18 protein-coding genes are annotated in these 24352 nt (G+C 38.9%); 8 read left to right on the plus strand and 10 right to left on the minus strand.

Going from position 1 to position 24352, the window contains the following annotated elements; translation table 11 throughout:
- Window positions 1-55 precede the first annotated feature (55 nt).
- The 4 genes from KO525_RS00985 (at window position 56) to KO525_RS19560 (ending at window position 3701) form a co-directional block, all read left to right on the plus strand.
- The gene (locus KO525_RS00985) at window positions 56-859 is read left to right on the plus strand and encodes a PEP-CTERM/exosortase system-associated acyltransferase (RefSeq protein WP_215961929.1); all 804 of its coding nucleotides are present in this window, start codon (window positions 56-58) and stop codon (window positions 857-859) included.
- Window positions 860-926: 67 nt separating this feature from the next.
- Entirely contained in the window at window positions 927-1664 is a 738-nt protein-coding gene (locus KO525_RS00990) for an ElyC/SanA/YdcF family protein (RefSeq protein ID WP_215961930.1), read from the plus strand.
- Window positions 1665-1775: 111 nt separating this feature from the next.
- Window positions 1776-2633: a ThiF family adenylyltransferase gene (locus KO525_RS00995; RefSeq protein ID WP_215961931.1), complete on the plus strand. Its 858-nt coding sequence runs from the start codon at window positions 1776-1778 to the stop codon at window positions 2631-2633.
- Window positions 2634-2807: 174 nt separating this feature from the next.
- The gene (locus KO525_RS19560) at window positions 2808-3701 is read left to right on the plus strand and encodes a PEP-CTERM sorting domain-containing protein (RefSeq protein ID WP_252736857.1); all 894 of its coding nucleotides are present in this window, start codon (window positions 2808-2810) and stop codon (window positions 3699-3701) included.
- Between the two features lie 814 nt (window positions 3702-4515).
- Here KO525_RS19560 and prsT read toward each other — a convergent pair.
- Both prsT and KO525_RS01010 read right to left on the minus strand, forming a co-directional pair.
- Entirely contained in the window at window positions 4516-7167 is a 2652-nt protein-coding gene (gene prsT, locus KO525_RS01005) for an XrtA/PEP-CTERM system TPR-repeat protein PrsT (protein WP_215961932.1), read from the minus strand.
- 116 nt (window positions 7168-7283) lie between these two features.
- Window positions 7284-8396 carry a GNAT family N-acetyltransferase gene (locus tag KO525_RS01010; protein WP_215961933.1) on the minus strand — a complete coding sequence of 371 codons (1113 nt, stop codon included), beginning with the start codon at window positions 8394-8396 and terminating at the stop codon, window positions 7284-7286.
- Window positions 8397-8462: 66 nt separating this feature from the next.
- On the opposite strand from KO525_RS01010, the gene KO525_RS01015 reads away from it, so the two are divergent.
- A complete protein-coding gene (locus KO525_RS01015) occupies window positions 8463-9575 on the plus strand; it encodes a glycosyltransferase (RefSeq protein ID WP_215961934.1) in 1113 nt (370 codons plus the stop codon).
- 137 nt (window positions 9576-9712) lie between these two features.
- Here KO525_RS01015 and KO525_RS01020 read toward each other — a convergent pair whose 3' ends face one another.
- The 4 genes from KO525_RS01020 to wecB are packed head-to-tail and all read right to left on the minus strand — an operon-like array spanning window position 9713 to window position 14203.
- Window positions 9713-10753, minus strand: coding sequence for a FemAB family XrtA/PEP-CTERM system-associated protein (locus tag KO525_RS01020; RefSeq protein WP_215961935.1), 1041 nt, complete (start codon window positions 10751-10753; stop codon window positions 9713-9715).
- Window positions 10754-10786: 33 nt separating this feature from the next.
- Window positions 10787-11812, minus strand: a complete 1026-nt coding sequence (locus tag KO525_RS01025) for a right-handed parallel beta-helix repeat-containing protein (RefSeq protein ID WP_215961936.1) — start codon at window positions 11810-11812, stop codon at window positions 10787-10789.
- Window positions 11813-11825: 13 nt separating this feature from the next.
- Window positions 11826-13076 carry a UDP-N-acetyl-D-mannosamine dehydrogenase gene (gene wecC, locus KO525_RS01030; RefSeq protein ID WP_215961937.1) on the minus strand — a complete coding sequence of 417 codons (1251 nt, stop codon included), beginning with the start codon at window positions 13074-13076 and terminating at the stop codon, window positions 11826-11828.
- Window positions 13077-13078: 2 nt separating this feature from the next.
- Window positions 13079-14203, minus strand: coding sequence for a non-hydrolyzing UDP-N-acetylglucosamine 2-epimerase (wecB, locus tag KO525_RS01035; RefSeq protein ID WP_215961938.1), 1125 nt, complete (start codon window positions 14201-14203; stop codon window positions 13079-13081).
- A 195-nt stretch (window positions 14204-14398) separates the two neighbouring features.
- Between wecB and KO525_RS01040 the strand changes: the two genes are divergently transcribed.
- From KO525_RS01040 to KO525_RS01050, 3 genes are all read left to right on the plus strand, one after another.
- Window positions 14399-15358 carry a polysaccharide deacetylase family protein gene (locus KO525_RS01040; RefSeq protein ID WP_215961939.1) on the plus strand — a complete coding sequence of 320 codons (960 nt, stop codon included), beginning with the start codon at window positions 14399-14401 and terminating at the stop codon, window positions 15356-15358.
- 10 nt (window positions 15359-15368) lie between these two features.
- On the plus strand, window positions 15369-16604 hold the full coding sequence (locus KO525_RS01045) for a glycosyltransferase (protein WP_215961940.1): 1236 nt from the start codon (window positions 15369-15371) through the stop codon (window positions 16602-16604).
- A gap of 158 nt (window positions 16605-16762) precedes the next feature.
- Window positions 16763-18154, plus strand: a complete 1392-nt coding sequence (locus tag KO525_RS01050) for a hypothetical protein (RefSeq protein WP_215961941.1) — start codon at window positions 16763-16765, stop codon at window positions 18152-18154.
- Window positions 18155-18291: 137 nt separating this feature from the next.
- Here the strand turns inward: KO525_RS01050 and KO525_RS01055 are convergent, their stop codons facing one another.
- From KO525_RS01055 to KO525_RS19920, 4 genes are read right to left on the minus strand one after another with little or no spacing between them, the layout of a single operon-like run.
- Window positions 18292-19482, minus strand: a complete 1191-nt coding sequence (locus tag KO525_RS01055) for a glycosyltransferase (RefSeq protein WP_215961942.1) — start codon at window positions 19480-19482, stop codon at window positions 18292-18294.
- A complete protein-coding gene (locus tag KO525_RS01060) occupies window positions 19475-21430 on the minus strand; it encodes an acyltransferase family protein (protein WP_215961943.1) in 1956 nt (651 codons plus the stop codon). The genes KO525_RS01055 and KO525_RS01060 overlap by 8 nt, the downstream gene beginning before the upstream one ends.
- A gap of 1 nt (window position 21431) precedes the next feature.
- Window positions 21432-23315, minus strand: a complete 1884-nt coding sequence (gene asnB / locus KO525_RS01065; protein WP_215961944.1) for an asparagine synthase (glutamine-hydrolyzing) — start codon at window positions 23313-23315, stop codon at window positions 21432-21434.
- 1 nt (window position 23316) lies between these two features.
- The gene (locus KO525_RS19920; protein WP_215961945.1) at window positions 23317-24348 is read right to left on the minus strand and encodes an acyltransferase; all 1032 of its coding nucleotides are present in this window, start codon (window positions 24346-24348) and stop codon (window positions 23317-23319) included.
- Between the last annotated feature and the right edge of the window lie 4 nt (window positions 24349-24352).

The following is a 24352-nucleotide window of genomic DNA, read 5'->3' on the forward strand; positions in this document are numbered from 1 at the left end:
TTGATGCCTATACTAAAAGTCTTACATTACTTCATTTGTGCTACGGAAATTCAACTTGAAACTCTTAAAGCGGTTCATAAACACACCTATTATAGGCACTTTAGTAAAGGCTATCATTCAGAAAAAAGCTAATTCTGAAGCAATAAGTATAGCAAACCATTTTTCTGAATTTCTACAACCTGTTTTGGCAATCAGTGAGCAACAAGTTAGTCATTCATTTCAAATACGCCACAACGTATATTGCGAAGAGCTAAAATTTGAGCCGGAGTATCCTGACAAACAAGAAAAGGATGACTTTGACATCCAGTCGTTCCATTGTTTAATTCAACATAAAGCGACAGAGCGATACGCTGGAACCGTTAGAATTGTTTGTAGCACTGCTAATGATGAATTGCTACCACTTGAAAAATATTGCTTAGATTCTATCGACCACGACACACTAAACCCCAAATTGTTTCCAAGAAATGAAATATGCGAAATATCTAGGTTAGCGGTTCCTGAGGAGTTTAGACGAAGAAAAACCGATAAATTTGCCGGTGCTGCAACAGGTGCAATTAATGTTGACAGCTATTCTGAGGAAGAACTGCGATGCTTTCCATTTATCGCTGTAGGTTTGTACCTGTCGGCTGCAAGTGTTGTAGTAGAAAAAGGGATCAAGCACGTCTTTGTCATGATGGAGCCAAGATTAGCGCGAAGCATGAGATTTGTCGGAATCGAATTTCAACAAATTGGTCCCGTTGTCGAATACCACGGTAAGCGCGCTCCGTATTACATTGACCCATTTTCGTTATACAAAACATTATCACCAGGCTTTAAGTTGTTATTCGCCAATATAGAACAGCAATTTAAAGAAGCGTAAATTGGAGGCAAACCAATTGCTGGTTGAAATTGGGTTTTTTATTAAAAAATTGGTAGGGGAATTATTAATGCCCATACCAATTTGTATGGCAATTATTTTGTGCGGGCTTTATCTATATAAAAGAAATAAAATGGCAATGGCGCGCAAATTACTTATTGCCAGTGCGTTATTAGTTACGTTCTTCTCTTTACCAATAACAAGTCAACTTTTGATCCGCCCATTAGAACTGTCTTACCCAAAACTGCCAATTGAAGATCCTAATTATCTGGCCACTGTAAAACCAGCTTATGTTGTGGTCATGGGATGTTGGCATAGTGACAATCAATTGCTGCCACTTGTGGCACAAATTCATCAATGTAGTCTGCCGCGAATTATTCAAGCGGTACAAATGTGGCATCAATACCCCACGCTTAAAATCATATTTTCTGGTTACGCGGCAATGGATGATAAAAAATCAGATCCTGCCATTAATGCCGAGCTCGCAGTGGGGCTCGGTGTGCCGTTATCTAACATAGTGTTAATCGAAGGGCCAAAAGACTCTTTAGACGAAGTCCTCGCCCATAAAAAGGTTGTTGAGACGAGTACCTTTATTGTGGTTTCTAGTGCTACACATATAAAGCGGTTAGATTATCTCTATCGTAGTAACAATCTTAGCCCAATATTTTCACCCGCCGAATATGTATCAGGCTATGGTGAATTGTCGTGGCGTTCTTTTGTTCCAAACGCTTCCTCGATATACCAAAGTGAGCGAGCTATATATGAATATCTCGGTTTGTTATGGGTCACAATCAAAAGTGTTGTTTAAACACGATAGATATCTGACTCATTTCAAGCTAAATTAATCAGCAAGTTTTAGGTGCCTCTTTGAAGTCGTTTTATATAGGAGGAGCAAACGTAACTAAATAAGGAATTTTTCATGTTTAACTATAACGATGCATTTTCACGAAATATTGGCTGGATAACAGAAGAAGAACAAGAGGTACTGAGAACAAAACGCGTAGCAATGGCTGGCGCCGGCGGAGTAGGTAGCGAACATACAGTTACGTTAGCAAGGTTAGGTGTCGGGAAATTTAACATTTCCGATTTTGACGAATATGAAGTTCATAATTTTAATCGTCAAGCCGGTGCGTTTATGTCGACGATTAATCGACCTAAATGTGAAGTTATGGCGGAAATAACCAAAGATATAAATCCAGAAGCGGATGTACGTGTTTTTCCAGAAGGCATATTTGAACATAACGTTGATGAATTTTTAGATGGTGTTGATCTTTACGTTGATAGCTTGGACTTCTTTGCACTTTCTGCCAGAAAGCTCGTTTTTAGAAAATGCCAAGAAAAAGGGATCCCAGTGATAACCGCAGCTCCTTTAGGTATGGGAACGGCATTTTTATGCTTTATGCCCGGCGGTATGAGTTACGAAGAGTATTTTAGGTTTGAAGATAAACAGACCGAAGATGAGCAATTGATCCAATTTTTAATTGGATTGTCTCCTTCTATGTTGCAGCGCGACTATTTAGTTGTGCCTGAAAAAGCAGACTTCAATGCCAAAAAAGGCCCATCCATTCCGATGGGGGTTAAATTTTGTGGAGCTGTAGCTGGAACCTATGCTTTGAAAATATTGCTGAACCGTGGAGAGCTAGTGTGCGCACCATACGGTTTACATTATGACGGTTATAAAAACAAACTGAAAAAAACCTGGCGTCCAGGCGGAAATCGCAATCCACTGCAAAAAATCATGTTTAGCATTGCTAAAAAATTGGTTTTAGATAAATAAACACGGTTGATTAATGATTGAGCGCTAAATTGAATGTCAGGATCTTTTACAAATGATGTTTTAAAAATCAACGATCTTTTATAAATTACATAAAATACAATGGGTTACAATATTGGCACGCGGTTAGCATAGTAAGGTCATAGTCGCTTTGACAAAACATACAGGAATATAAACATGAACATTAAAAAATCTTTACTAGCACTTACACTAGTTAGTGCATTTGGTGCAAACGCTTCTCCTATCTCAATCGATGTAGGTACTGATTACGATATGGATGGAAACTCTGTTTCTGGCGTTTTCGATAAATTTACTTTTGGTACGTTTAACCCAACATCTGCTTACTTAGATGCTGACCAAAACGGAACAATCGAACAAGGCAACATGGTATTTGACGCTGCATTCGGAATCGAAGTTGCTTCATTAAACTATACGACTGACAACGAAGCATATAACACTAACGTGCCTGCTTTTGGTCTTGCAACTTACACACTAGTTGCTGACTACGAATTTTTCGGATTTGCTGGGTTTAACGACCTTAACAGCAATAACGTTCAAGATTCTGGCGAAGCAATTGGTGCACAGTTTGTTGGTGGTTACGTTAACTTGTTCATGAAAGACATTGCTAGTGGTGTATCTACACAAGTATTAGCGTTAGACGTGACTGGTTCTGGTGCTGACCTAGGTGGCACGGGTGTTAACTTTAACATCAAATCTGACATCGCTTCTATTGCTGACGACTTCTTCTACTCAGCATATAGCGTTGGTGGTTACACAGATTTTCATGACATCATTGCAAACGTAACTGATGCACATGTTGGTGGTCGTATTACAACTGAAATTACAAATGCGGGTACTACACCACTTTATAATGACAGCTATGTTGCTACTGCTTACCAAACAGCTGTATTAAGTACTTTTGGTATTAACGCAACTGAGGTTGATTTCTTAACTCGTGAAACAACACTAGACTCTGCAAACTTAAGTCTTTTTGTTTCTGAGCCAGCTTCACTAGCTATCTTCGGTTTAGGTTTGTTAGGACTTGCAGGCGCGGCGCGTCGTAAAGCATAATCTAACAAGTTAGATGTTTTTAAAACCGCTCAATATGAGCGGTTTTTTTATGTCTAAAATTTAAGTCCAATAATACGCGCTATAAAGCCCTCATTGATCTTTAATTCTGCTTACTGCTTACTGCTTACTGCTTACTGCTTACTGCTTACTGCTTACTGCTTACTAACCTCAATTAGATCCAGTTCCATATTTATACTAAAAGGTTGCGGAGTTGTTGAGTTGCGGAGTTTTAAGGCGCAATCGCATCCAATAAATTAAATCAGCAATTAGTGATCACAAAAACATGCCGACGGAATATTAGGTGCATTATGACGTAAAAATGACTCTCTAATGGATTCGTTCCTGCAGTAAAGGCAGTAAAGGCAGTAAAGGCAGTAAAGGCAGTAAAGGCAGTAAAGGCAGTAAAGGCAGTAAAGGCTGTAAAGGCAGTAAGGAAGTAAAGGAAGTACCGATAATTGTCATGGTTACCGCAGGAAACATACAAGCAATTACACTGGCAGATTATGTGATGCGCGTTAACGTGTGGCAATTTTTAAACCGGAGTCGACATATAGGCGCAGTTGTACTTTGTCAGGGGGGTCGTTAGTGTACTTAGCCTAATAGTTGCTATTAGCAGTGGAACAAATGAATAATTAAGAATGAGCAGGTTCTGTTTTGGGGGCTAAAAGAGGGTGTGGTTTAACCCGTTGAGTTGGCAAGGCTTATGTTTGTTACAAATTGCACCGTATGTAGGTGCTATGTTTATTATGTAATGGAATGGGACAGCGATGTCCCATTCCATCATAAATGCATTTGGTTATTTACAAAGAGTAAGTTACAAAGCGTTAATTCTATTATAATTTGTTCTTAAGCTTCGTTGATCATCCGTTAACTTATACGCTTTATTAATTAGCGCTTTGGCCTTTTTAATATCCCCCAGTTTTTCGTAGATAATGGCGCCTGTATCCAGCAATTGCGGTAGATTATCGTTAATCTTAAACGCTCGTTCTATCGTAACCTTGGCTTCAGGCAACTGGTCGTTTTGGTACTGCAACCAAGCTAGGTTGTTAAGTGCCACTAGATTTGTCGGGGTTATGCTAAGCATTTTTCCAAAATAAAGCTGTGCTTTTTTATTGTCCGTTGTTAAAAACTCGTTTGCTAACATATAGATATTTGAAATGTCATCAGGTGCCTTTTCTATATGAGACTCAACAAACTTAATGGCCTTTGGTTTTTCACCTTTGCCTACATATGCGGCATAAATATAACGCGCTGATTCAGAGGTTTGTTTTTTATCATAATATGCCTGTAACAGAGGTAAAGACTGTTTATAATTTTTTCTGTTTAACAATATTTGCCCCTGCAGATATTGCACAACAAGGTTCTTAGATTCATCTTTAAAATAGCGGCGTAACAAGCCTTCCGCTGTATCATTTTGACCATCACGAATTAACAGGTTTACGTGTACAATTTGCAAACCTTTTGAATCTGGGAAATGAATAAGTGCGTTTTCTACAGACGTCAACGCTAAAGCAAATCGTTTTAAACCCTGCTCTGCACTGATCTTTTTTAACCAGGCCAATTCAGCTGTTGGATTAGCTTGGGTCCAACGGCTATAAAGCTTAAGCGCTTCATTGTTTTTGCCAACAACTTGCAAACTGTCGGCAAGTGCTAGCCAATAAAACTCATTTGTATCTTGAGTTGGTTGAAAGTCATAACTTGTTAAAATTCTGATGACTTGATTTGGTTTTTTTTCGTTTAAATATAACTGGGCAAGTTGTAAACGATGAGGTTCAGATGTCAAATTAACCTTAAATCTGTCTTCCATCAGATCGAGGGCCTCTTTAGTATTACCCTGCTCTCTACCGATAAAATAGTACATTTTAAGGGCTGTTAGGTTGTCCGGCTCTTTTTGAAATAATTTGGTTAAGTACGAACTGGCTTCCTGATAATTACCTTGCTTCATATTTACATTGGCAAAATACATATGAGAAGGGGTATTTGTCGAATCTAGTTTTAAAGCGTCTTCAAATGCTTTGGTTGCCAACTCGGCTTTGCCTTGTTTTTGATAAACATAACCAGCCAAGTTATAACCATTTATGTCATTTTGTTCCTGCCATGTTTTAGCAAGTTTAAGCGCTTTATCAAATTCATTGGTCGCCATGTAGGCCGAGGCCAAAGCAGACTTAGCGACCGACAAGTCAGGTGCGATCTCTAAAGCTTGCTCTAAGTTAACGACACCACTAACATCATCAAGGCTGAGTTTGGCAAGGCCGTGAGTAATTAACGCGCTGGCACTTTTACCATCTATGTTTTCTGTTTTTGCCAATAATGTTTTTGCTGTTTTAAAGTCACCGTCTTTAATTAACTCAAAACTTGCACTAGCAAACATAGATGCGTCAGCATCATTTAGGCCTTCAAGTTCTAACATGGTGGCTGAGGCTTCTAATGTATAACCGAGTTGCAGCTGAGTAATCGCCAGTATTTTTTTGGCTGGGTGAGTTGGCGGCATCTTGTCAGCTATTGAACTTAAGTATTGATATGCTTTTTCATATTGTTTGTTTTGAAAAGAGGTAAGTCCAGCCATGAGTCTATTTGTAGTTGAATCTATACCGTTTTGAATCGCTTTTTCAAAGTGACCCTGGGCGACTTTATATTCCTTGGCGTCAAATTTAATAACACCTTGTAGCTGATTAAGGAAAGCCTGCTCATGGGTGTATTTTAACAAATATTCAGTATGTACTTGTGCAGCAGAAAACTGCTTATCTTTTACTAATGCGTCAGCAATATATAGTCGTATTTGTCTATATTTTGGCATTAATGTTAAGTGGTGTTCGTATGCTTTTGCCGCTTCGCCATACTTTTTAAGGCTTCCTAATACGAGGCCCTTTAGCATAAAAATATCTGAATTATTTGGGAACTGTTGAGACAAAGCCTCTATTATGTTGGCCGATTCCATCAAGTCTTGTTCTGACATTAGATAAGCTGAAGCTAGTTTACCGTAGATGGTTTCTGGAGCTAACGTAACTAAGACTTCGAGGGTTTGCTTGCCTAGTTCTTCATTTTTTAAACGATAGTTAGCCATGGCTTTATGGTACAAAAAGGCACTTTGCAAGTTGATGTCTTGCCATTCCTCTGGACCTTCAATAAATAATGTACTTTCAAAGTCACTTAAAAGGTTGTGCACTTTTAACAGATCTGAATAATGCTTTTCCGTACCTTGGCCTTTGTTTATTACATAGGCCAATTCTTTTTCAGCATTATCTAGCGAACCATCTGCCATATAGAGTTCGGCCAATTGCTTTCTGGCTTCGATATTGCCAGGCACTTCCTTGATTACATTTTTTAACGCAATGATGGCGGATTCACTGTCACCGTTTTGAATATGCTGTTGAGCAAGTTTGAAATACTCTTCAGGGGAGGTACCGCCACAACCTGCTAATGCAATAATTATTGTAGAAACCAGTAGTAATCTTGAGGAGTTCATATTCAATCCAATCCTATTTTTATAGTTGACAAAGTGTCCGTTTAATCATTCAACTTACTATATTATAGTGCGTAAGTTTTGTCCCGCATTGTATTGCAATAACAAATTCGTATTAATCATTGTCTTTGTTTAACGTTTAGAAATCTTCTTTTTAATTTACCTAAGCTGGCTTCAATTTTAAATTTAATCTGTCGTTTTTGTACAGTAATTTGACAGTACGCCTCTGTATTGTTTGATAATTTTCTTTTGTAATCGGCGTCACCGGCTAAGTAGTCGATAAAGGCAATATTCATAGTATGCGCTTGCCTTGCCACTAAGCAATGCAGTGCAAGTCCAATTTTAATTTTGTTGTCAGTAATTGGCTTAATACAGCTTAAATAAAATGCCAGATTACGTTTGTGACGAAGGTAATAATTAACACCAATAATTTCACCCCCGGCAGATAAAACCGCGATACAGGCGTTGTCTAACTTTTGCCGAATAAAGCGGGAGTGAAAATCCTGAAATGTATCGTTATTAAAGCCACTTGGAGTGGTAGTACCTTCCCATTTGGTTATGTGCCAATGGGAGAGTTGTTCTAACGTATTAAGTATTGCTGCGGGATCGGTAACAAATTCAAAGGTTAAGTCATTATCTTGGTTTAAACGACGAATGGTACGTTCTACATGCTTATATGTAGAGTTTGAAATTTCCTGTGGAAACCGCGAGCTATCTTTTATCGCATTTATAGCGAGTAAATAGCCGACGTCGATATTTTCTTTTACTAATTGATAGTCCGTGTTGTGGGTGGTAATTCCAATGGATGTTTCATCAAGAGCGACGTTAACAATAAATTCATCAACATCAGGCTGATTCAAAAAAAGGTGTTGCCACATTGCGGACGTAATTTGACGTGAATTTTGGTCACTTACTAAAAAGTTGTTTTTCTCTATCCAAATTTGGTCTAACTTGTCGTCACCAGTTCGGTGTAAATACCACTGTTTAGATTTAAAAAATCCATGCCGTGTGACGTGTTTCTCAACAAATATTCCAATACCAACACACTGGTTGTGGTGTGAAGCAGTAATAACATAAATATCATCTTGGTCTTTTAATAAAGACAACCAGCTGTCGATCCATGGCCAACTTAAAAATATATTGGGAATTGCCGTTTGAGCGACGGTAAACCACATGTTTTTTAGGTCGGAATGTGTAAAATGAGACAGCCGTTTTAATTCGATAAAATACACTACGTATTACCATTTTAAATTTTGTTAAAAAGCTTAGTTTCAAATATACGAGAAAATAAACATTTTATGAAAGCACAAAAGACAGAAATACAAAAGATAGTGCATCTTGTCCCTAGCTTTGGTTGCGGTGGTTTAGAGAAAGTTATTGTCAATCTGGTCAATCATTCCCGTGATTATCCAGTTAAACATGTTTTAATTTCCTTAACCAGCGAATTTGGCCTTATCAAAGCGTTCGATGTGCCAGTTGATGTGTATTGTATTGGAAAAAAACCAGGCAACGATTTATTTAGTCACTATAAGTTACTCCGCCTCTTACGTCGTCTCAAGCCTAAGGCAATGCATACTTATAATTTTGGCACGATAGAATACCATTTGGTTGCCAAGTTAGCGGGTGTACCTACCACCGTTCACTGTGATCATGGTCGTGGAGGAGATGATCCAAAAGGCCTAAACCAGTTTAACAATCGTTTCAGAAAGCTCATTTCGACCTTTATCAATCACTATACCGTAGTGTCATACGATTTATATAACTGGGTCATCAACGACTTAGGTATTAATAACAAAAAGGTAAGTCTGGTTTTTAATGGGGTTAATGTCCCTGCGCAAATGCCGATACAAGATCGAACCAATAACGCTAAGGTGATAACAACCGTTGGCCGGCTCGACCCAATTAAAAATCAAACTATGTTGATGAAAGCGTTTCAATTGGCCAAAGAAAAGTCAAATGTTATGGATACGACTATTCTACAGTTTGTTGGAGATGGCCCGTCGTATCAGGAGCTCGATACGTTTAAATCGACCCTGACCCATCAATCCGATATTCATATGCTTGGTTATCGGTCAGATGTTGACGATATCTTGTCTGGCACCGATTTGTTTGCTTTGTCGTCTCATTATGAAGCAATGCCAATGACCATATTAGAATCCATGGCGCTTGGAATACCAGTTGTTACCACCAATGTGGGTGGGATATCTAAGTTTATCACCGACAACGAAGTGTGGTTTGTCGAGCCAAATAATGCAGAGCAAATGAGTGAATTGTTTGTTCAAATACTAAGTGGTTCAACGGATGTTCAGCAAAAAGTCGAGCGTGCCTACAACTTGGTTTCTAGTAAGTACAGTGTTGAGTCGATGGTCGCGCAGTACATGACGTTATATAAGGTTCTACCTAATAGCTAATGCACTCTGCTTAACGCGCTGCATTGAGCGAGCTAAACAGAGTAACTATCATTACATGCTTCTACCAAATACATGTTTCTACTGAGTGCATGCAAGCCATCAAATAACTGGAAGCATTAATTCACTGAAAGATTGTTTTAAGGTAGGTTTTTTACGATAGGAGGTCCTATCAATTTTGTTATCCCAAGAGGCAGTTTTTGCCAAATTTTAATGGCTAACTCAAACTTACTGTTGGTCGGGGATAAATTAGGAAGCGTTTTTCCATCTGGAACCCAGTGATACCAGTAACATTGGCTCGGTTCAGCGCCCCATTGTTTCTTAAACTTGTACGTACCCGCGTCGATAGTAGAACGTCCGAAGTCGAACTCTTTAAATTCTTGCTCGATAGCGTAGCTTAGGATTTGCCAGTAAAGGTACATATTTACTGAAATTCTATTTGCGTACCTTACGGTGCTCGCCCATGGAATTTCCATGCGATTATTGTGATGCAATAAGAACCCGGTTGAAACCGGTTTTCCTTCCCAATAGATCACGCACAATATGGCATTGCTGGCAAATGTCGTTAATATTTCTTGGAAAAACGACTTCGCGTAAACCGGTGTACCTAAATCTCGCATGTTAAGGCAGAATACTTCATAAAAATCGTCGAGCAGTTCTAAGCCACCAAATTTGTGACTGACACCTTCTCTAATCGGTCGTTTAATTTGTGAGCGACGTTTAGAGCCTATTGATTTACCAAGCAACTCTGCAGTTTCAGGGAGTTGCAGGATCATATTCACTTTGCTGGTGGATACTTCTAGCGTTGAATCTGGGTCGGCCTGATTTTCTCTAAACTGGACATAGTCAATGCCTTGCTGTTTAGCAAATTCAATCGTTGCTTGAGTGAGTTTTTGTGCAATTTCGGTTGAGTCTGCAATGGCGCCACCGTAATTGAAATAAGGCATAGAGATTAAATTATTGCCAAATAGGGCACTTTTAACGTTTACCGCAGGCAATACGCCACAGATCTTGCCAGACTCATTGATAGCGTAAAGGTACGAGGCTTTGTGGCCAAAACACTTTTCAATTAACGGTTTCCAACTCATTAGATGATAAATAGAACCATTGTCATGTGACTTAACGTAATCGTCCCATTCAGCATCGATGGCGCTGTTGTATGTTTTAACTAAAATCGTCATTTATTAGGTCCATTTAATCACAGTAATAAAATCTTATGGATGCTCGGCGGTCCCATAAGTTGTTGCTCTAAAGATAATATCATCAAAATCTTCTAATTTTGGAATATATGGCAATTCAGCAATAAATGCCTTATTTCTCGATGAATACCAAGTGTTATTTGGTAAAAAATCAGCGGTGTACAAAAAGTCACCAATATAAACGTTGTCTGTTATTTCAATTTTATCCGCAAGTCGATAGCTAACAATGACACTGGATTTTGCTCTATCTAGGATAAAAATATTATTTTTAATTTCAATTGAATTGACATCAAATAACCGTTCTACTTTTTTCTCAAGGCCGTAGGCTATGAGTTGTCGGTTAGTCGAATTGTCACCTTGCTGCAAAATACTCTTTTGAACAATAAGTTCGCCAAAGTTTGCCGTGTCTATTAATCGACTATCATCACCATTAATTGTTGCAAGTCTCGACTCTAATATGACGGTTTTTTTAGAACGACTTTTGATCCCAGAACCGCTTTCTCGCATCGAAAGAATCTCAGAGCGATAAATTCGGAGCTCGTCTGCAAAAGCATACACCGCATGAGCATAACCCACTCCTTTGCCTTTCCCGCCTAAACGTTCAAACTTAGAATATTCAATGGTTATATTGCCTGCATCTCTATTTGTTAAAATGCCAGCTTGGCTGTCGTGGGCGTATAGATTGCGAACAGTGAGGTGTTGACCTTCAAATCGGATACAAGCGCCGTTTTTGTCTTTTACTGCAATATTGCGGCACTCAATGGATTCAACAGTAATATTATTGCCGGTAAATACCAAAGCGGCTTTCTCGTCGGCAATGGCATTGTCAAAAACAACGCCTTCTTCACCAATGAGTTCTATATCGCTGGCTTTAATATAAGCGCCTACGGCATAAACGCCTTTTTGGAGGTAAATACGGCTACCATCTTTAATGGCCGTGCGTGCTGCAGATAGTGAGGTAAAGTCGACTCCATCTACCGTCACCATTGCCGCGAGGCAATGATGACTAAGTAATGTGATGAGCAGTAGGAGCGACTTCATAAAAGCGATGCTTTTATAAAAGACCGCGTGTATCGATAACGACTTTTTTGGCAAACAATGAGCGGTCCGCTGCTTTAAATTCTTTGTGATCAACCAAAATGACCACAACATTGGCAACTTCTAGTGCTGCAGCAACAGACGCAAGAGTGACATTTGCATCCGAAAGTGAACCCGGAAGCTCGCTAATATTAGGCTCAACCGCAATTATTTCGCCAACTTTGGCTTGGGCAAGATCTTCAACGATTTGTACCGCTGGACTCTCTCTGAGGTCGTCGATATCGGCTTTAAATGCTAGGCCTAAACAAGCAATAACAGGGCGTTTAAACTGATCAGCCGCTTCTTTAATTTGATTAACAACATAATGAGGTTTTGCATCGTTGGTTAATCGGGCTTGTTTGATTAGTTTTGCATGTTCCGGGCAGCTATCAACAATAAACCAAGGGTCTACAGCGATACAATGGCCACCAACACCAGGTCCTGGGCTCAAGATATTTACGCGAGGGTGCCTGTTTGCTAATTTGATCAGCTCCCATACGTTAATACGCAGTTGGTCACATATGGTGGATAATTCATTGGCAAAGGCAATGTTAACGTCTCTAAATGAGTTTTCAGTTAACTTAGCCATTTCTGCTGTTCTAGCATTGGTGACAATACATTCGCCGCGTACAAATGTTTTATACAGGTCTACAGCAGCGGCGCTACATGCAGGAGAGACACCACCAATGACACGGTCGTTAGACACTAACTCTTGTAATACATAACCAGGTAAAACACGTTCTGGACAATGCGCGACTTTAATGTCTGCTTGATCGCCAACATCTTGCGGGAAGGTTAAGTCTGGGCGTGCTTCTTTTAACCAACCCGCGAGTTTTTCAGTTGCGCCCACAGGTGAGGTAGATTCTAAAATGACCAAATTACCGGCTTCAATTACAGGTGCAATGGCTTTTGCCGCTGACTCAATATAGCTTAGGTCAGGAGAATGTGAATCATCATCACCGTGTTTAAACGGTGTAGGAACTGCAATCATAAAAGCGTCGGCTTTTTCAACAGTCGTCGTGGCTCTTAAAAAGCCGGTAGATACAACACTTTTAACCACTATGTCTAAGTCTGGTTCTACAATATGAATTTTACCAGCATTGATTGTATCAACCGCGTGTTGATTTATCTCAACACCAACAACCTTGATACCACGGGATGCAATAACGGCAGCCGTTGGCAAGCCTATGTAACCCAAACCAATAACTGAAACTGTCTTAAAGTCCATTACTATAATTCCTCTACTAATGTTTGTACTATTCTTTGACAAGCTTGGCCGTCACCATATGGGTTATGGGCCTGCGACATCGTATTATATTTAACTTCATCGTCTAGCAATGTAATTGTTTGCTCAACAATGCGTTGTTCATCGGTTCCTACTAATATGACAGTACCTGCATCAACGGCTTCTGGGCGCTCTGTTGTATCACGCATAACCAGTACTGGTTTACCAATTGAAGGCGCTTCTTCTTGAACACCACCTGAGTCAGTAATGATCAAATAGGATTGATTCATTAAATAAACAAATGGCAGGTAATCTTGTGGTTCAATTAAAAATACGTTGTCTAAGTCGGATAATAATCGGTTTACCGGTTCTCTAACGTTAGGATTCATGTGCATTGGGTAAACGATTTGTACATCTGGACGTTGTTTAGCAATAGTCGCTAATGCACTGCATATCCGTTCAAATCCGTCACCAAAACTTTCACGTCGGTGACCGGTGACTAACACTAATTTTTTATCAGGGTTAATAAATGAGAACTTTTCAGTAAACGCAGAGCGCAACGCGTCATTGTTGTCTAATTTTTGTTTAACCCACAATAATGCGTCGATTACCGTGTTACCAGTGACATAAATATTAGACGCTGGTGTATTTTCTTTAAGTAGGTTTGATTCTGACGATGCTGTTGGCGCAAAGTGGAATTGAGTGATTGCACCTGTTAATTTGCGGTTGGCTTCTTCTGGCCAAGGAGAATAAATATTGCCAGTACGTAGTCCGGCTTCAACGTGTCCTACTTTTACTTGCTGATAAAAGGCCGCTAAAGCAGCACTAAATGTTGTGCTAGTGTCGCCGTGAACCAAAACAATATCAGGTTTAAAATCGGCAATGACCGCTTTTATGTCGGTAAGGATCTTGGTTGTCACATCGTATAGGTCTTGGCCAGGTTTCATGATGTTCAGATCGTAGTCAGGAGTGATTTCAAACAGTTGTAAAACCTGGTCTAGCATTTCTCTGTGTTGCGCTGTAACACATACGCGGGATTCTATTAAATTAGACTCTGCTAATTTGTGAACGAGAGGGGCCATTTTGATTGCTTCTGGTCGGGTACCAAATACCGTGAGGACTTTTTTCATTAACCTTGCCTATTAAAAAAGAGTGTTCCGTAACTAATTTACCATATTGTTTAAGTTATTTGGCCTTTCGTCCAGCACTAAATGGATTAATTTACCAATAACTTATATATAAGCGTGGTTCACAATAAATTAAACAGCGTGTACTCTAAGCTTGTTTGCAATTCAATCGTAATGGATTATAGGGATTTATTAACAATGCTGAGTTGGGGTTTGAATATTTTAGCCTGGATAAACTTTCGAAAACATCGAGAGTATCCTTTGGCCGTTTTGTATTTTCATCGCGTTTTAGATAAAGCGGACCCGTTTTGCCCAGACGACTTAGATGTTGCTAGTTTTGAGCAACTCATCGCTGCGCTTAGCAAACACTTTACTATTTATCCCCTGTCCAAAGCCTTGGCACTGCAAAAAAAGGGAAAGCTCCCTAAATTAGCTTTGGCGCTCACGTTCGACGACGGTTACTTAGATAACTACACCAACGCGCTCCCTATTTTAGAAAAGTACAACATCAAAGCGAGTTTTTTTGTTGCAACCAACGGCACCCAACAAGGGTGGTTATGGAATGATCAATTGGAAACCTGCTTACGTAATGCTGCATTAGCCAACCTAGATTTTGAAAACCAACATTATTCTTTAGCAACTGAACAAGCTCGTGCCAAAACTTATTTAACCCTAGTTTCAAAAATCAAATTTTTACCTAATGCTTTACGAGACAAAGCTGTGGATACCATTGTAGGTTTGTGTGGCGATCCTGTTGTTGAGCGCTGTATGATGACCGAATCGCAGCTCAAAAGTTTGGTGAGTCGCGGACATGATGTCGGGGCACACACTGCCAGTCATAGTATTTTGGGTTTTCAGAATGACGCGGTGGCGGAGGAGGAGATTTCAACCTCGATTCGTTATTTAAACAATGTATTAGGTACAACCACCACCATTTTTGCCTATCCAAATGGCTGGTTTGACCGGGATTTTAGTAATAAACATGCCTCTATGGTAAAAAAATGTGGTGTTGAATATGCCGTTGCAACAAACGATGGTGGTATTGTGCAAACAAGTAACAACTTAGCCTTGCCTAGGTTTATGCCCTACCGGAAAAAAATAACGCCATTTTGTTTATCTTTAGAAAAGATAGCCGGCGAAGTGACCATTAATGAATGAGCAAATCAAAATGAAAAAACAAAAAACAATATTAATGGTCGTATTTGAGTTTCCGCCGAGTAATGGTGCGTCGGTGCCAAGAATTGAGAGTTTTTACCGCTATTTAAAACAATGGGGGTGGAATGTTGTGGTATTAACTGCGACTGACCGAGCTTATTCTAAAATTGACCGCACCTACACTGACGCGGCTGACGACAATATATACCGAGCCAACGCCTATGACGTACAAAGGGATTTGTCTTATAAAGGTAAATATCTATCTATTATGGAAACGCCCGACCGCTGGGGGCTTACATGGATCCCAGCGGCGTTAAAAACAGGCAAAAAACTGTTAAAAAAATACCAGCCAGATGTCATTTGGTCATCGTCTCCAATTCCAAGCACACATTACATTGCAAATAAACTGGCGGCGTCAAATAAAACGCCCTGGGTCGCAGATTATCGTGATCCTTGCCATTACATGAATGGCTCTGCTGGAAAATGGTTAGACTACATTCATAAAAAAATTGATACAAAAGTAATGACAAATGCCGCGCAAATTACGTTCGCCACAAGTGCCGTGAGAGATTTGTATCAAACCGAATATGGCGAGTTGGTCTCATTAAAAAATACCGTTATAGAAAATGGCTACGATGAAGCCAATTTTGAGAAACTCGCCGGTATGCCAGATAAGTCGACACCGTTTTCTGCCGATAAGTTTACCTTATATTACAGTGGTGTTTTGTATCCAAATGGGCGAGATCCAGAGCCAATATTTGAGGCGTTGTCGGCAATAAAAGCGGACGGATTAATTACTGCAGACAATTTTGAACTAATATTTCAAGGTGCCGGGGACGGCAACGATTTTGCACAAAAGTTATCGCAACTCGGCATTGACGACCTTGTTCGATTTATCGAGCCAGTGCCGTTTATCAACGCTTTAAATAATATGACCCAGGCCAATGCTTTATTGCTAATACAAGATGCTCGGTTTAATAAACAAATTCCGGGCAAAGTATACGAATATCTACGGACTCAAAGAGCGATGTTGGTTAAGGCCGACGATGCAGGCGCAACCTATAATTTATCGAAACAATTTGACGGCGTGTACTTGGGACAAACAAAAGACAATTTAACCGTTGCAATTGTTGATTTGTTGCAGGTAAATGGGGGTAAAGACATTACGTCTTTTGACCGTGATTTGTCGCTGTATAGTCGCAAACAGAAAGCAGAGCAATTGGATGTTATATTAACAAACTTAATCTAATGAGCTGATTTAAGTTATAAAGAAATAAAAACAGTTATTCGATAGAACATGTTTTATCGTTTAGACTAGAGTTAATATTGTTAAAGATGTAACGCCGATTGGTGTTTAACATATGGACAAAGTGACCGACTAAACTTTTTAATTTAGGGAATATTCAAATGATCCGACTAACAACCATGCTGTTGTTGAGTATGTTAATAAGTATTATGTTATCTGCTTGTAGCGGTAACAAAAACGATGATGACACTAAAAAAGTCGTCGAGGAAGAGGTAAACAATGAATTTGAAAATACCACTCCAATATCTACTGATGTTCAACCATTTTTAAATTGGAATGATGCGAGCGATGGCGGTGAAAACTGGTTTGGTTGGACCTGGCACGATGATGTTGCGTATGGAAATGAAGGTTGGACCCTAAATACCGGCGGGATTTTGGGCGACGGCGAAAGCGTCTATTTTGGCATGGGACCTAGGAGCTACGATAAAAAGGATTATGGAGATGACAATTTAGTAGAAATTGTTTCAGATGTGAGAGCCCCTTCAACGGCTACTGGTGGAAGTTTCAGGGTTTATGATAACCCTGACAATTTAGATGCACCAAATCAACCAACATGGTGGTTGTTTTATGATACTAAGCCATTAATAGAACGTGAAATTACCAATGAAGAGACAGATAGGATGTCGTTTTATATTAAAGTTGAAGGCACAGGAAGTATTGATGAAGAAGGCGGGACTCAGGCACTAGGGACTAACTTCCACGTAGGTACTTACCTGTGTTGGGAAACGGGCGAACCTGTTTATTCAACTGGGGATGGCTGCCCCCGAGAAGGCCCAGGTAATCAACACTATTATCATTACCTAACGTTAAATCCAGGCGCTTGGTTACATGTTGAGTTGGACGATCATCCAAATCATCATCGCGGCAGTTCAGGTGGCTCGTATCATGATAATAACCCAGTGGCTGCAGAGGGTAAAAATTATTTTGCACAAATGTCTCGTATGTATTTTGAGGTTAGATCAGCGCAGGAAAATGATTCAGAATATTACTTAGATGAAGTTGAATTTTATAGTACGAAACGGTCACATGAACCTGACCAAAATGATGAGTCGATTACGTCACTTTGGGTTGGATATTGGCCTGAAAATCAATATTGGGAAATCGGTTTTAAAGACGGAGCTGATTTTAGTATTGGTGAAAATAAATTTTCTACTTTTGAAATAAGGTGGTCTATAAACCCAATAACTAATGCTAATTATGAAGAGGCCAATATTGTAATACCAATGTTTTACTCAGGTGAAAAGTATGTAGGTACGGAAAATCCTCACTATCTAAGACGTTCAACAGACTACAGCCGAGATCTTTGGACTCGCTTTGAATTGCCAACCGAGATTACAGATAATTACGAGATGGTTTATTTTGCGATAAAGGACGTATCTAAAAAAGGTGAAAATCAAGGAACTTCGTGGCCATGGAATAGGGAAGACCATGGACAAGATGTATCACCTTATATTCGAGCTATAAATTACGCCCTTAAAGCACCACAGTTATAGTGGTAAAAATGTAATAAGTTGATATTGATATAAACGGGGTATTAAATTTACTATTGAAAACCCCGTTAAATAAAAACTTAGCATTGCTATTTGGCGCTATACTATTTGTCTAACAGTTATTTTAAAGCTATAAGTACTTACAATTTTAGAGTCTTTACAACTTCTTTGGCACACCAATCCCAAGTGTATTTATTGAAGCGTTTAGCCGCTTCTTCTCGGTCATAGGTATTGGACAACACGACGTCCAAAGCCTTCGTTAAACCGGCTAAGTCGTCATTTTCAACAACGTCTCCTAAGTCAGGTTCACTGGCCATTATCTCTGGCACACTACCCACCTTTGTCGCCACTGCAGGAGTACCACAGGCGAGCGCTTCGGTTAAAACATTAGGACTGCCTTCGCCACGACTAGACAAACAAAAGACGTCTACGGCGTTATACCAGGTTATAAGTTGCTGGTTTGCTACGGCGCCTTGAAATACCACATGGTCTTGTAGGTTATGTTCCGTTACATAGTGTTTTAGTTCGGTACGGTAATCCCCTTCGGCCCCTTCTGAACCCAAAATATAGAATACTAGATTGTGAAACTTTGGTTGCTGAGTCAAGGTAGACAGCGCTTTAATAACTAAATCAAATCCTTTGCGATGAATAAGAGCGCCGACACCCAGAATAATCTGTTTATCCTGGGGTAATCCCAATGTCGTTCGACATTCAGTTTTGTCCAAATAGTAAAATTTATCGGTATCCACACCGTTTCTAATTACCGTTGTGCGGCTGCCCGTTTGTGCCAATTCATTAGCGGTTGTTGCCATCTCTTCACTTAATGAAATCACTTTAGTGACATTTTTTAAATATTTCTTAACAACTTGTTGTCGTACATCATTGTCTTGGAAGTGAAAGGCTTCCATTCCTCTTAACGTGACATTAAAAGGTACATCATAACGATTACTCAAATAATGCCCTGTGGGTAAATCTGGGAACGTCCAGTGCAAATCAACTACGTCAAAATCAAAACCTATCGTATCAATAACTTTTTGAACCGCCCGTTTGTAACTATTTATCTCAATGGATTTCAAATAACCCGGTATGGATAAAAAACGAGGATGGTATACGGTTAAACCGTTCATTGTCTCCGTCTCAGGAATGTTTTTTAGTGACTTGAATTTCCCGATAAAACCATGAAAAGGAGAATCAGGGATCGGGTTGATAATAGTTACATCCGCATACTTGCTCATGGCTGTTAATCTATTTAATACAAAAATGCCATGATTAGGCTGCTGACAATTTGGAAATAGATAGCTTATTGCAAGGATGCGCTTATTTTTAGTCATTCATCAGTTCTTCTAACATTGCTGCTTGCGCAGGATAAGATTTCAAATAGGTTGTTCCAAGTGCCCAAGATGACATAATTTCAATATGACTTTGGTCATAATAAATTGGCTGGTCATCTTTGTATGGAGAGCATCCATTTTCACAAATTAGCTGAGTAAATTCTATATAATGTACTCTCTCCAAGGAGTCTGCGAACTCCGATAACTCTCTATTAATATTTGCTATTAAATTTTTATCATGTTCCGAGACAGTTTTACAGTTACGAAAAGGGAAGTAGTAAGATTTGGCTTGACAATGTCGGTCAAAGCTTTCAAAAACCGGGGCTTTACCGATAATGATTACTTTTTTTCCTTCACTATCCAATTCGCTAATTGTCGTTTTAAAGGATGACAAAAAACTATTATCTCGTGCTGTGTAAGTATTAAACGCAGCGGAAACAATGATCGTGGAGTAATGATCTAATGAACTTTTAACTGTTTGTATTGAGTTATAACAGTTTTGATATCCATTTTGTCCAATATAACGCCTGAGATTAAAAAATACGGGAGGGCAACTGGCATGGGAAATGTTCCTAAATGACCAATGTTGTTTTTTTGCTAATGAACCCAGAATACCGACAAAGTGAGCCGCATTGGAATCTCCCCAAAGAAGTGTACTTGTTTCCTTTGAGTTACCAATCACGCATTCAGGTTTGGCTAAATGTTTTTCTTCAACGAGCCAAAATTGGCAAATATACTCATACTTATTAGTTGTAACGGCTTTATTTTGCGTATTTTTAAGGTGGGTTAAATAAGAATCATTATTGATTCTAACGCCATACCCATTGGTGCTAAAAATGAAATAGGAAATTACTCCAATTGCGGCAAAAGGAACTGCTAAGTACTTGAATAATAATTGTCCTAAATTTAGTTTTTGATGTCGGAACTTTTCTTCTACAAACCTCCAGTTTAAATAAGCTGTCAGTAAAATAACCAGTAAGATAACTATGTTTTCTAACTCATTAAAGTCGCCATAGCCGTACCGAAGAAATGCTAAAATTGGCCAATGAACAAGGTAGGCAGAATAAGAGATTTTTCCTAACCACAAAACGACTTTTGAATTTAATAGAGAACGGTTGAACAAAGAATTATCAAAGCCTGACCAAATGAACAATGCTGAGCCAATAGTTGGGACCAAATAAAGCCAGCCTGGGAAGATATCGCTAGGTTTAATGAACATGCAAGAACCAAGAATGACAACAATCGATAGTACAAATACGAAATAGCTGTTTTTAGGTTTTTGAATAAACTTAAAATGCAATAATGCTGCTAGTAGTACCCCCACTAGCAGCTCTCCAGCGCGACTCGGTAGCATATAATAGATAAATGAATGATGCTCTAGAAGCAGCAGTTGCGAAGCGGTTGCAGATCCTAATATGAGCAATATAAGTATTAAAACAATGGAGTATCTATTTAACTTAGGCAGTAAAAGTAGGCAAGCAAGGGGGAAAAAAAGGTAAAACTGTTCTTCAACACTTAAACTCCAGTAGTGTAACAAAGGTGTTGTATAGCTAGCTGAAGCAAAATAACCAGTATCTAGAAATTTCCAAAAGTAGAAATTGGACATCGAAAATGCCGACCAAACACCGGATTGCGCGGTTTTAATTGCATCCTCTGGCAAAAATAATATTTGTGCTAGCAAGATTGTTATCAATATTACGGAAAAGGCTGCCGGCAAAATTCGTTTAATTCTACGAACGTAAAATTCTCTCAAGGAAAACGTTTGTCGTTCTATAGACTCATATAATTGTTTTGATATTAAATATCCAGAGATTACAAAAAAAATATCAACACCCACAAATCCACCCGGTAGGTAGTCGTGGTCTATATGAAAGATAATTACTACCAATACAGCAATTGCTCTCAAAGCATCGATATGTAGGTAGTAATTACCTTTAGGTTTCGTCATGTTAGTCTGTATTTCTTCTTAACCATTCTTCTAATACCACAAGTTGCCATAGCGTTTTATGGTGGTCGTATTTATTGGCATTGTGCTCTGTTATAAGCTGCTCAATTCGGTCTTTCTTAAAATAAGAATGCAGCTTTGAATCGTCAGATAACAAGAGGTCCTGAGCATATTCGCGCATTTCGTTTTGGAACATTAGTTTGAGCGGTGTAGGGAAGCCCATCTTTTTACGATAAATGATGTCATTAGGTAATATCCCTTCCATCATTTTTTTAAGTGGGTACTTACCTTCACCTTTTTTGATTTTGTGATGCGATGGAATTGTTGCAGCAAATTCAACTAGACGGTAATCCAAAAACGGGACTCTGAGTTCTATTGACGTTGCCATACTCATACGGTCTGCTTTAATAAGCAAGTCATCAACGAGCCATGTTTTTGTATCAAAATAGAGCATCTTATTAAGCTGGTCTTGACCTTTCATGTTCTCAAATAATTGTTTTGAGAAAGCGCCATGATTAGTCTTTTGCTTTTCGGCGTCTAGTTTTGCCTTAAAGTCAGGCTTGTATAACGCTTCTTTTGACGCATCTGGGTAGGTCGACATACCTTTGTATCGTTGCTCAATTGGCTGTGTTGCCATATTTAGGTATTTAGATACTTTGTGGCTTTCGCCTAGTATTTTATTGGAAATCCCAGCAAAAAATTCACTTCCAGATTGACCAACAACGCCACGATATTTTTCGAGGACATTCATATATTGGTATAGGTCGTAGCCAGCAAATATCTCATCTGAACCTTCGCCAGATAGGGCGACAGTGACTTTTTCTTTAGCGAGTTTGGACACAAAAAACAGTGAAATGGCTGCCGCTTCAGTCACAGGCTCATCCATTAACTCAATGTATTGTGGAATGAAATCTTTAAATTGTTGCGGGGTTATCTTTAATTCGTGATGGTCGGTACCAAACTTTTCTGCAATCATTCGTGCGTATTGCGTTTCGTCAAAGTTCTTACCAAAGTCGTAGGCGATGGAAAACGTTTTTAATGGTTCTTTAACTTTATCGGCCAATAGGCCGACAACGGCACTTGAATCAATGCCTCCGCTTAAAAATATGCCGAGTGGTACGTCACTTCGAAGTCGCAGGTCGATGGCACTTTCAAGCAAGGTTTTACTTTGATTTAAATAGTAGTCAAAACCTTTATCGGTTTGATTGTCGAATTTTAGATCCCACCACTGAGTCGTGGTCATGACTTGGTCTTTAACAATGGCAAAATGACCGGGCATTAAACGGTTTATGCCTTGATGTAAGGTTTTTTCCCCTGGGATATACCCAAAGCTCATGTAGTCGTCTATAAGTTCGATGTTCAGCGCTGGTAGCTCTGATAAACCTTTTAAAATGGCTTTGGTTTCTGATGCGAAGATAAATTCATTGGCATTTTGGTAATAATAGACAGGTTTGATGCCTAAACGGTCGCGGGCCAAAAACAGCTCACGGGTTTCATTATCCCAAATTGCAATGGCAAACATGCCATTAAACAAAGACAAACACTCAGTGCCATATTCAATATAGGCTTGAAGGATTACCTCAGTATCGGTGCCTGTTTCAAAGGTGTAACCTTTGGTTTCAAGCTCTGCACGAATTTCGATGTAATTGTAGACTTCACCATTGTAGGAAATGACATACCGCCCACTTTGTTCAACTCTTGGTTGATGGCCCGCAGGTGAGGGGTCTAAAATACTCAGTCGTAAATGGGCTAGGCCGCAGTATTTGTCGTCAGATAGCCAAACGCCGTTATCGTCTGGTCCACGATAAGGCATAGTATCGCGCATTGCGGAAAGTTTGTGGGCATCCGCTGCATTTTGGTAATTCAGTGTTCCGAGTATTCCGCACATGTTATTTACTTATTTTTCTTAGTGAATTGAGGTTGTTTTTTACAAATCTGTTTGATGGTACTTCAATATATTTATTAATTATGAACGCTAATGCAATAACAAATAAAGATGTTATTAAAATAGCTATTGACGTAGGAAAATAATGTTCTCTCAAAAAAGAGATTGTTAAATAGCCAATTTGTTGATGAATTAAATATAAAGAATAGGACAAAACTCCCAATTTAATTAGGTACTTATTCTCCAATATTTTTAAACGATTCTGCAATAAAAGAATAAATATAGCCAAATAAAAGCCTATCATTAAGGCTGATATTAAATTTAGCCTACCAGAATTCGATAATGACATAATCAAATGTGATGCATAAAATAAAAATAATAATATGTATAACGGCCTTGTTGCACGTGAATTATTTAGCGACCAAATTTTGTACAAAATTATACCAGATAAAAATTGTTGCAAATGTGGGTACAACAATAGGTATTGCAATTTCTGAGGTAACTCAATGAAAAGTTGCATCAAAGTTAAAATAACATAGCAACTATAAATTACTACTAATGGTCGAATTTTAATTTCTTTACTCCAACTAAAGAAGATAGCAATCCATAAATAGAAAAATAGTTCATACATAAGCGTCCAATATGATCCATCTATTGGCTTTATCCAAAAAAATAAAGGTATCATCGTCGCATTACCAATGAACTGTTGTATTGATATGTCATTAGTAGAGGATAGTAAAATCAAGCTAATACTGGTTAGTAGAAGACAAAATATAAACGTAGGATAGAGTCTCGAAAATCGAGAAATTAAAAAGCTAGGTATATCTTTGCTTCTTTCAATAGAGATGGAAATTACAAATCCGCTGATAATAAAAAATAGCTCTACACCGTACCGACCCAAGCTTAAATTAATATCTTCAGTTTTAAAAAAGTTTGTATCTAATTCAAATTTGACACTATATAAAAAAACATAATGGTGAAATAACACTGCTAAAGCAGCTATACCTCTTAGTGAATCAATTGCTTGGATTCGCATATGG

Origin of the sequence: Psychrosphaera sp. B3R10 (assembly GCF_018861025.1) — a bacterium.
Classification (GTDB): Bacteria; Pseudomonadota; Gammaproteobacteria; order Enterobacterales; family Alteromonadaceae; genus Psychrosphaera; species Psychrosphaera algicola.

Coding starts and splice junctions, on each gene's coding strand:
- KO525_RS00990 (WP_215961930.1), top strand. CDS start 927: ATGCCCATACCAATTTGTATGGCAATTATTTTGTGCGGGCTTTATCTA.
- KO525_RS00995 (WP_215961931.1), top strand. CDS start 1,776: ATGTTTAACTATAACGATGCATTTTCACGAAATATTGGCTGGATAACA.
- KO525_RS19560 (WP_252736857.1), top strand. CDS start 2,808: ATGAACATTAAAAAATCTTTACTAGCACTTACACTAGTTAGTGCATTT.
- prsT (WP_215961932.1), bottom strand. CDS start 7,167: ATGAACTCCTCAAGATTACTACTGGTTTCTACAATAATTATTGCATTA.
- KO525_RS01015 (WP_215961934.1), top strand. CDS start 8,463: ATGAAAGCACAAAAGACAGAAATACAAAAGATAGTGCATCTTGTCCCT.
- KO525_RS01020 (WP_215961935.1), bottom strand. CDS start 10,753: ATGACGATTTTAGTTAAAACATACAACAGCGCCATCGATGCTGAATGG.
- KO525_RS01025 (WP_215961936.1), bottom strand. CDS start 11,812: ATGAAGTCGCTCCTACTGCTCATCACATTACTTAGTCATCATTGCCTC.
- wecC (WP_215961937.1), bottom strand. CDS start 13,076: ATGGACTTTAAGACAGTTTCAGTTATTGGTTTGGGTTACATAGGCTTG.
- wecB (WP_215961938.1), bottom strand. CDS start 14,203: ATGAAAAAAGTCCTCACGGTATTTGGTACCCGACCAGAAGCAATCAAA.
- KO525_RS01040 (WP_215961939.1), top strand. CDS start 14,399: ATGCTGAGTTGGGGTTTGAATATTTTAGCCTGGATAAACTTTCGAAAA.
- KO525_RS01045 (WP_215961940.1), top strand. CDS start 15,369: ATGAAAAAACAAAAAACAATATTAATGGTCGTATTTGAGTTTCCGCCG.
- KO525_RS01050 (WP_215961941.1), top strand. CDS start 16,763: ATGATCCGACTAACAACCATGCTGTTGTTGAGTATGTTAATAAGTATT.
- KO525_RS01055 (WP_215961942.1), bottom strand. CDS start 19,482: ATGACTAAAAATAAGCGCATCCTTGCAATAAGCTATCTATTTCCAAAT.
- KO525_RS01060 (WP_215961943.1), bottom strand. CDS start 21,430: ATGACGAAACCTAAAGGTAATTACTACCTACATATCGATGCTTTGAGA.
- asnB (WP_215961944.1), bottom strand. CDS start 23,315: ATGTGCGGAATACTCGGAACACTGAATTACCAAAATGCAGCGGATGCC.
- KO525_RS19920 (WP_215961945.1), bottom strand. CDS start 24,348: ATGCGAATCCAAGCAATTGATTCACTAAGAGGTATAGCTGCTTTAGCA.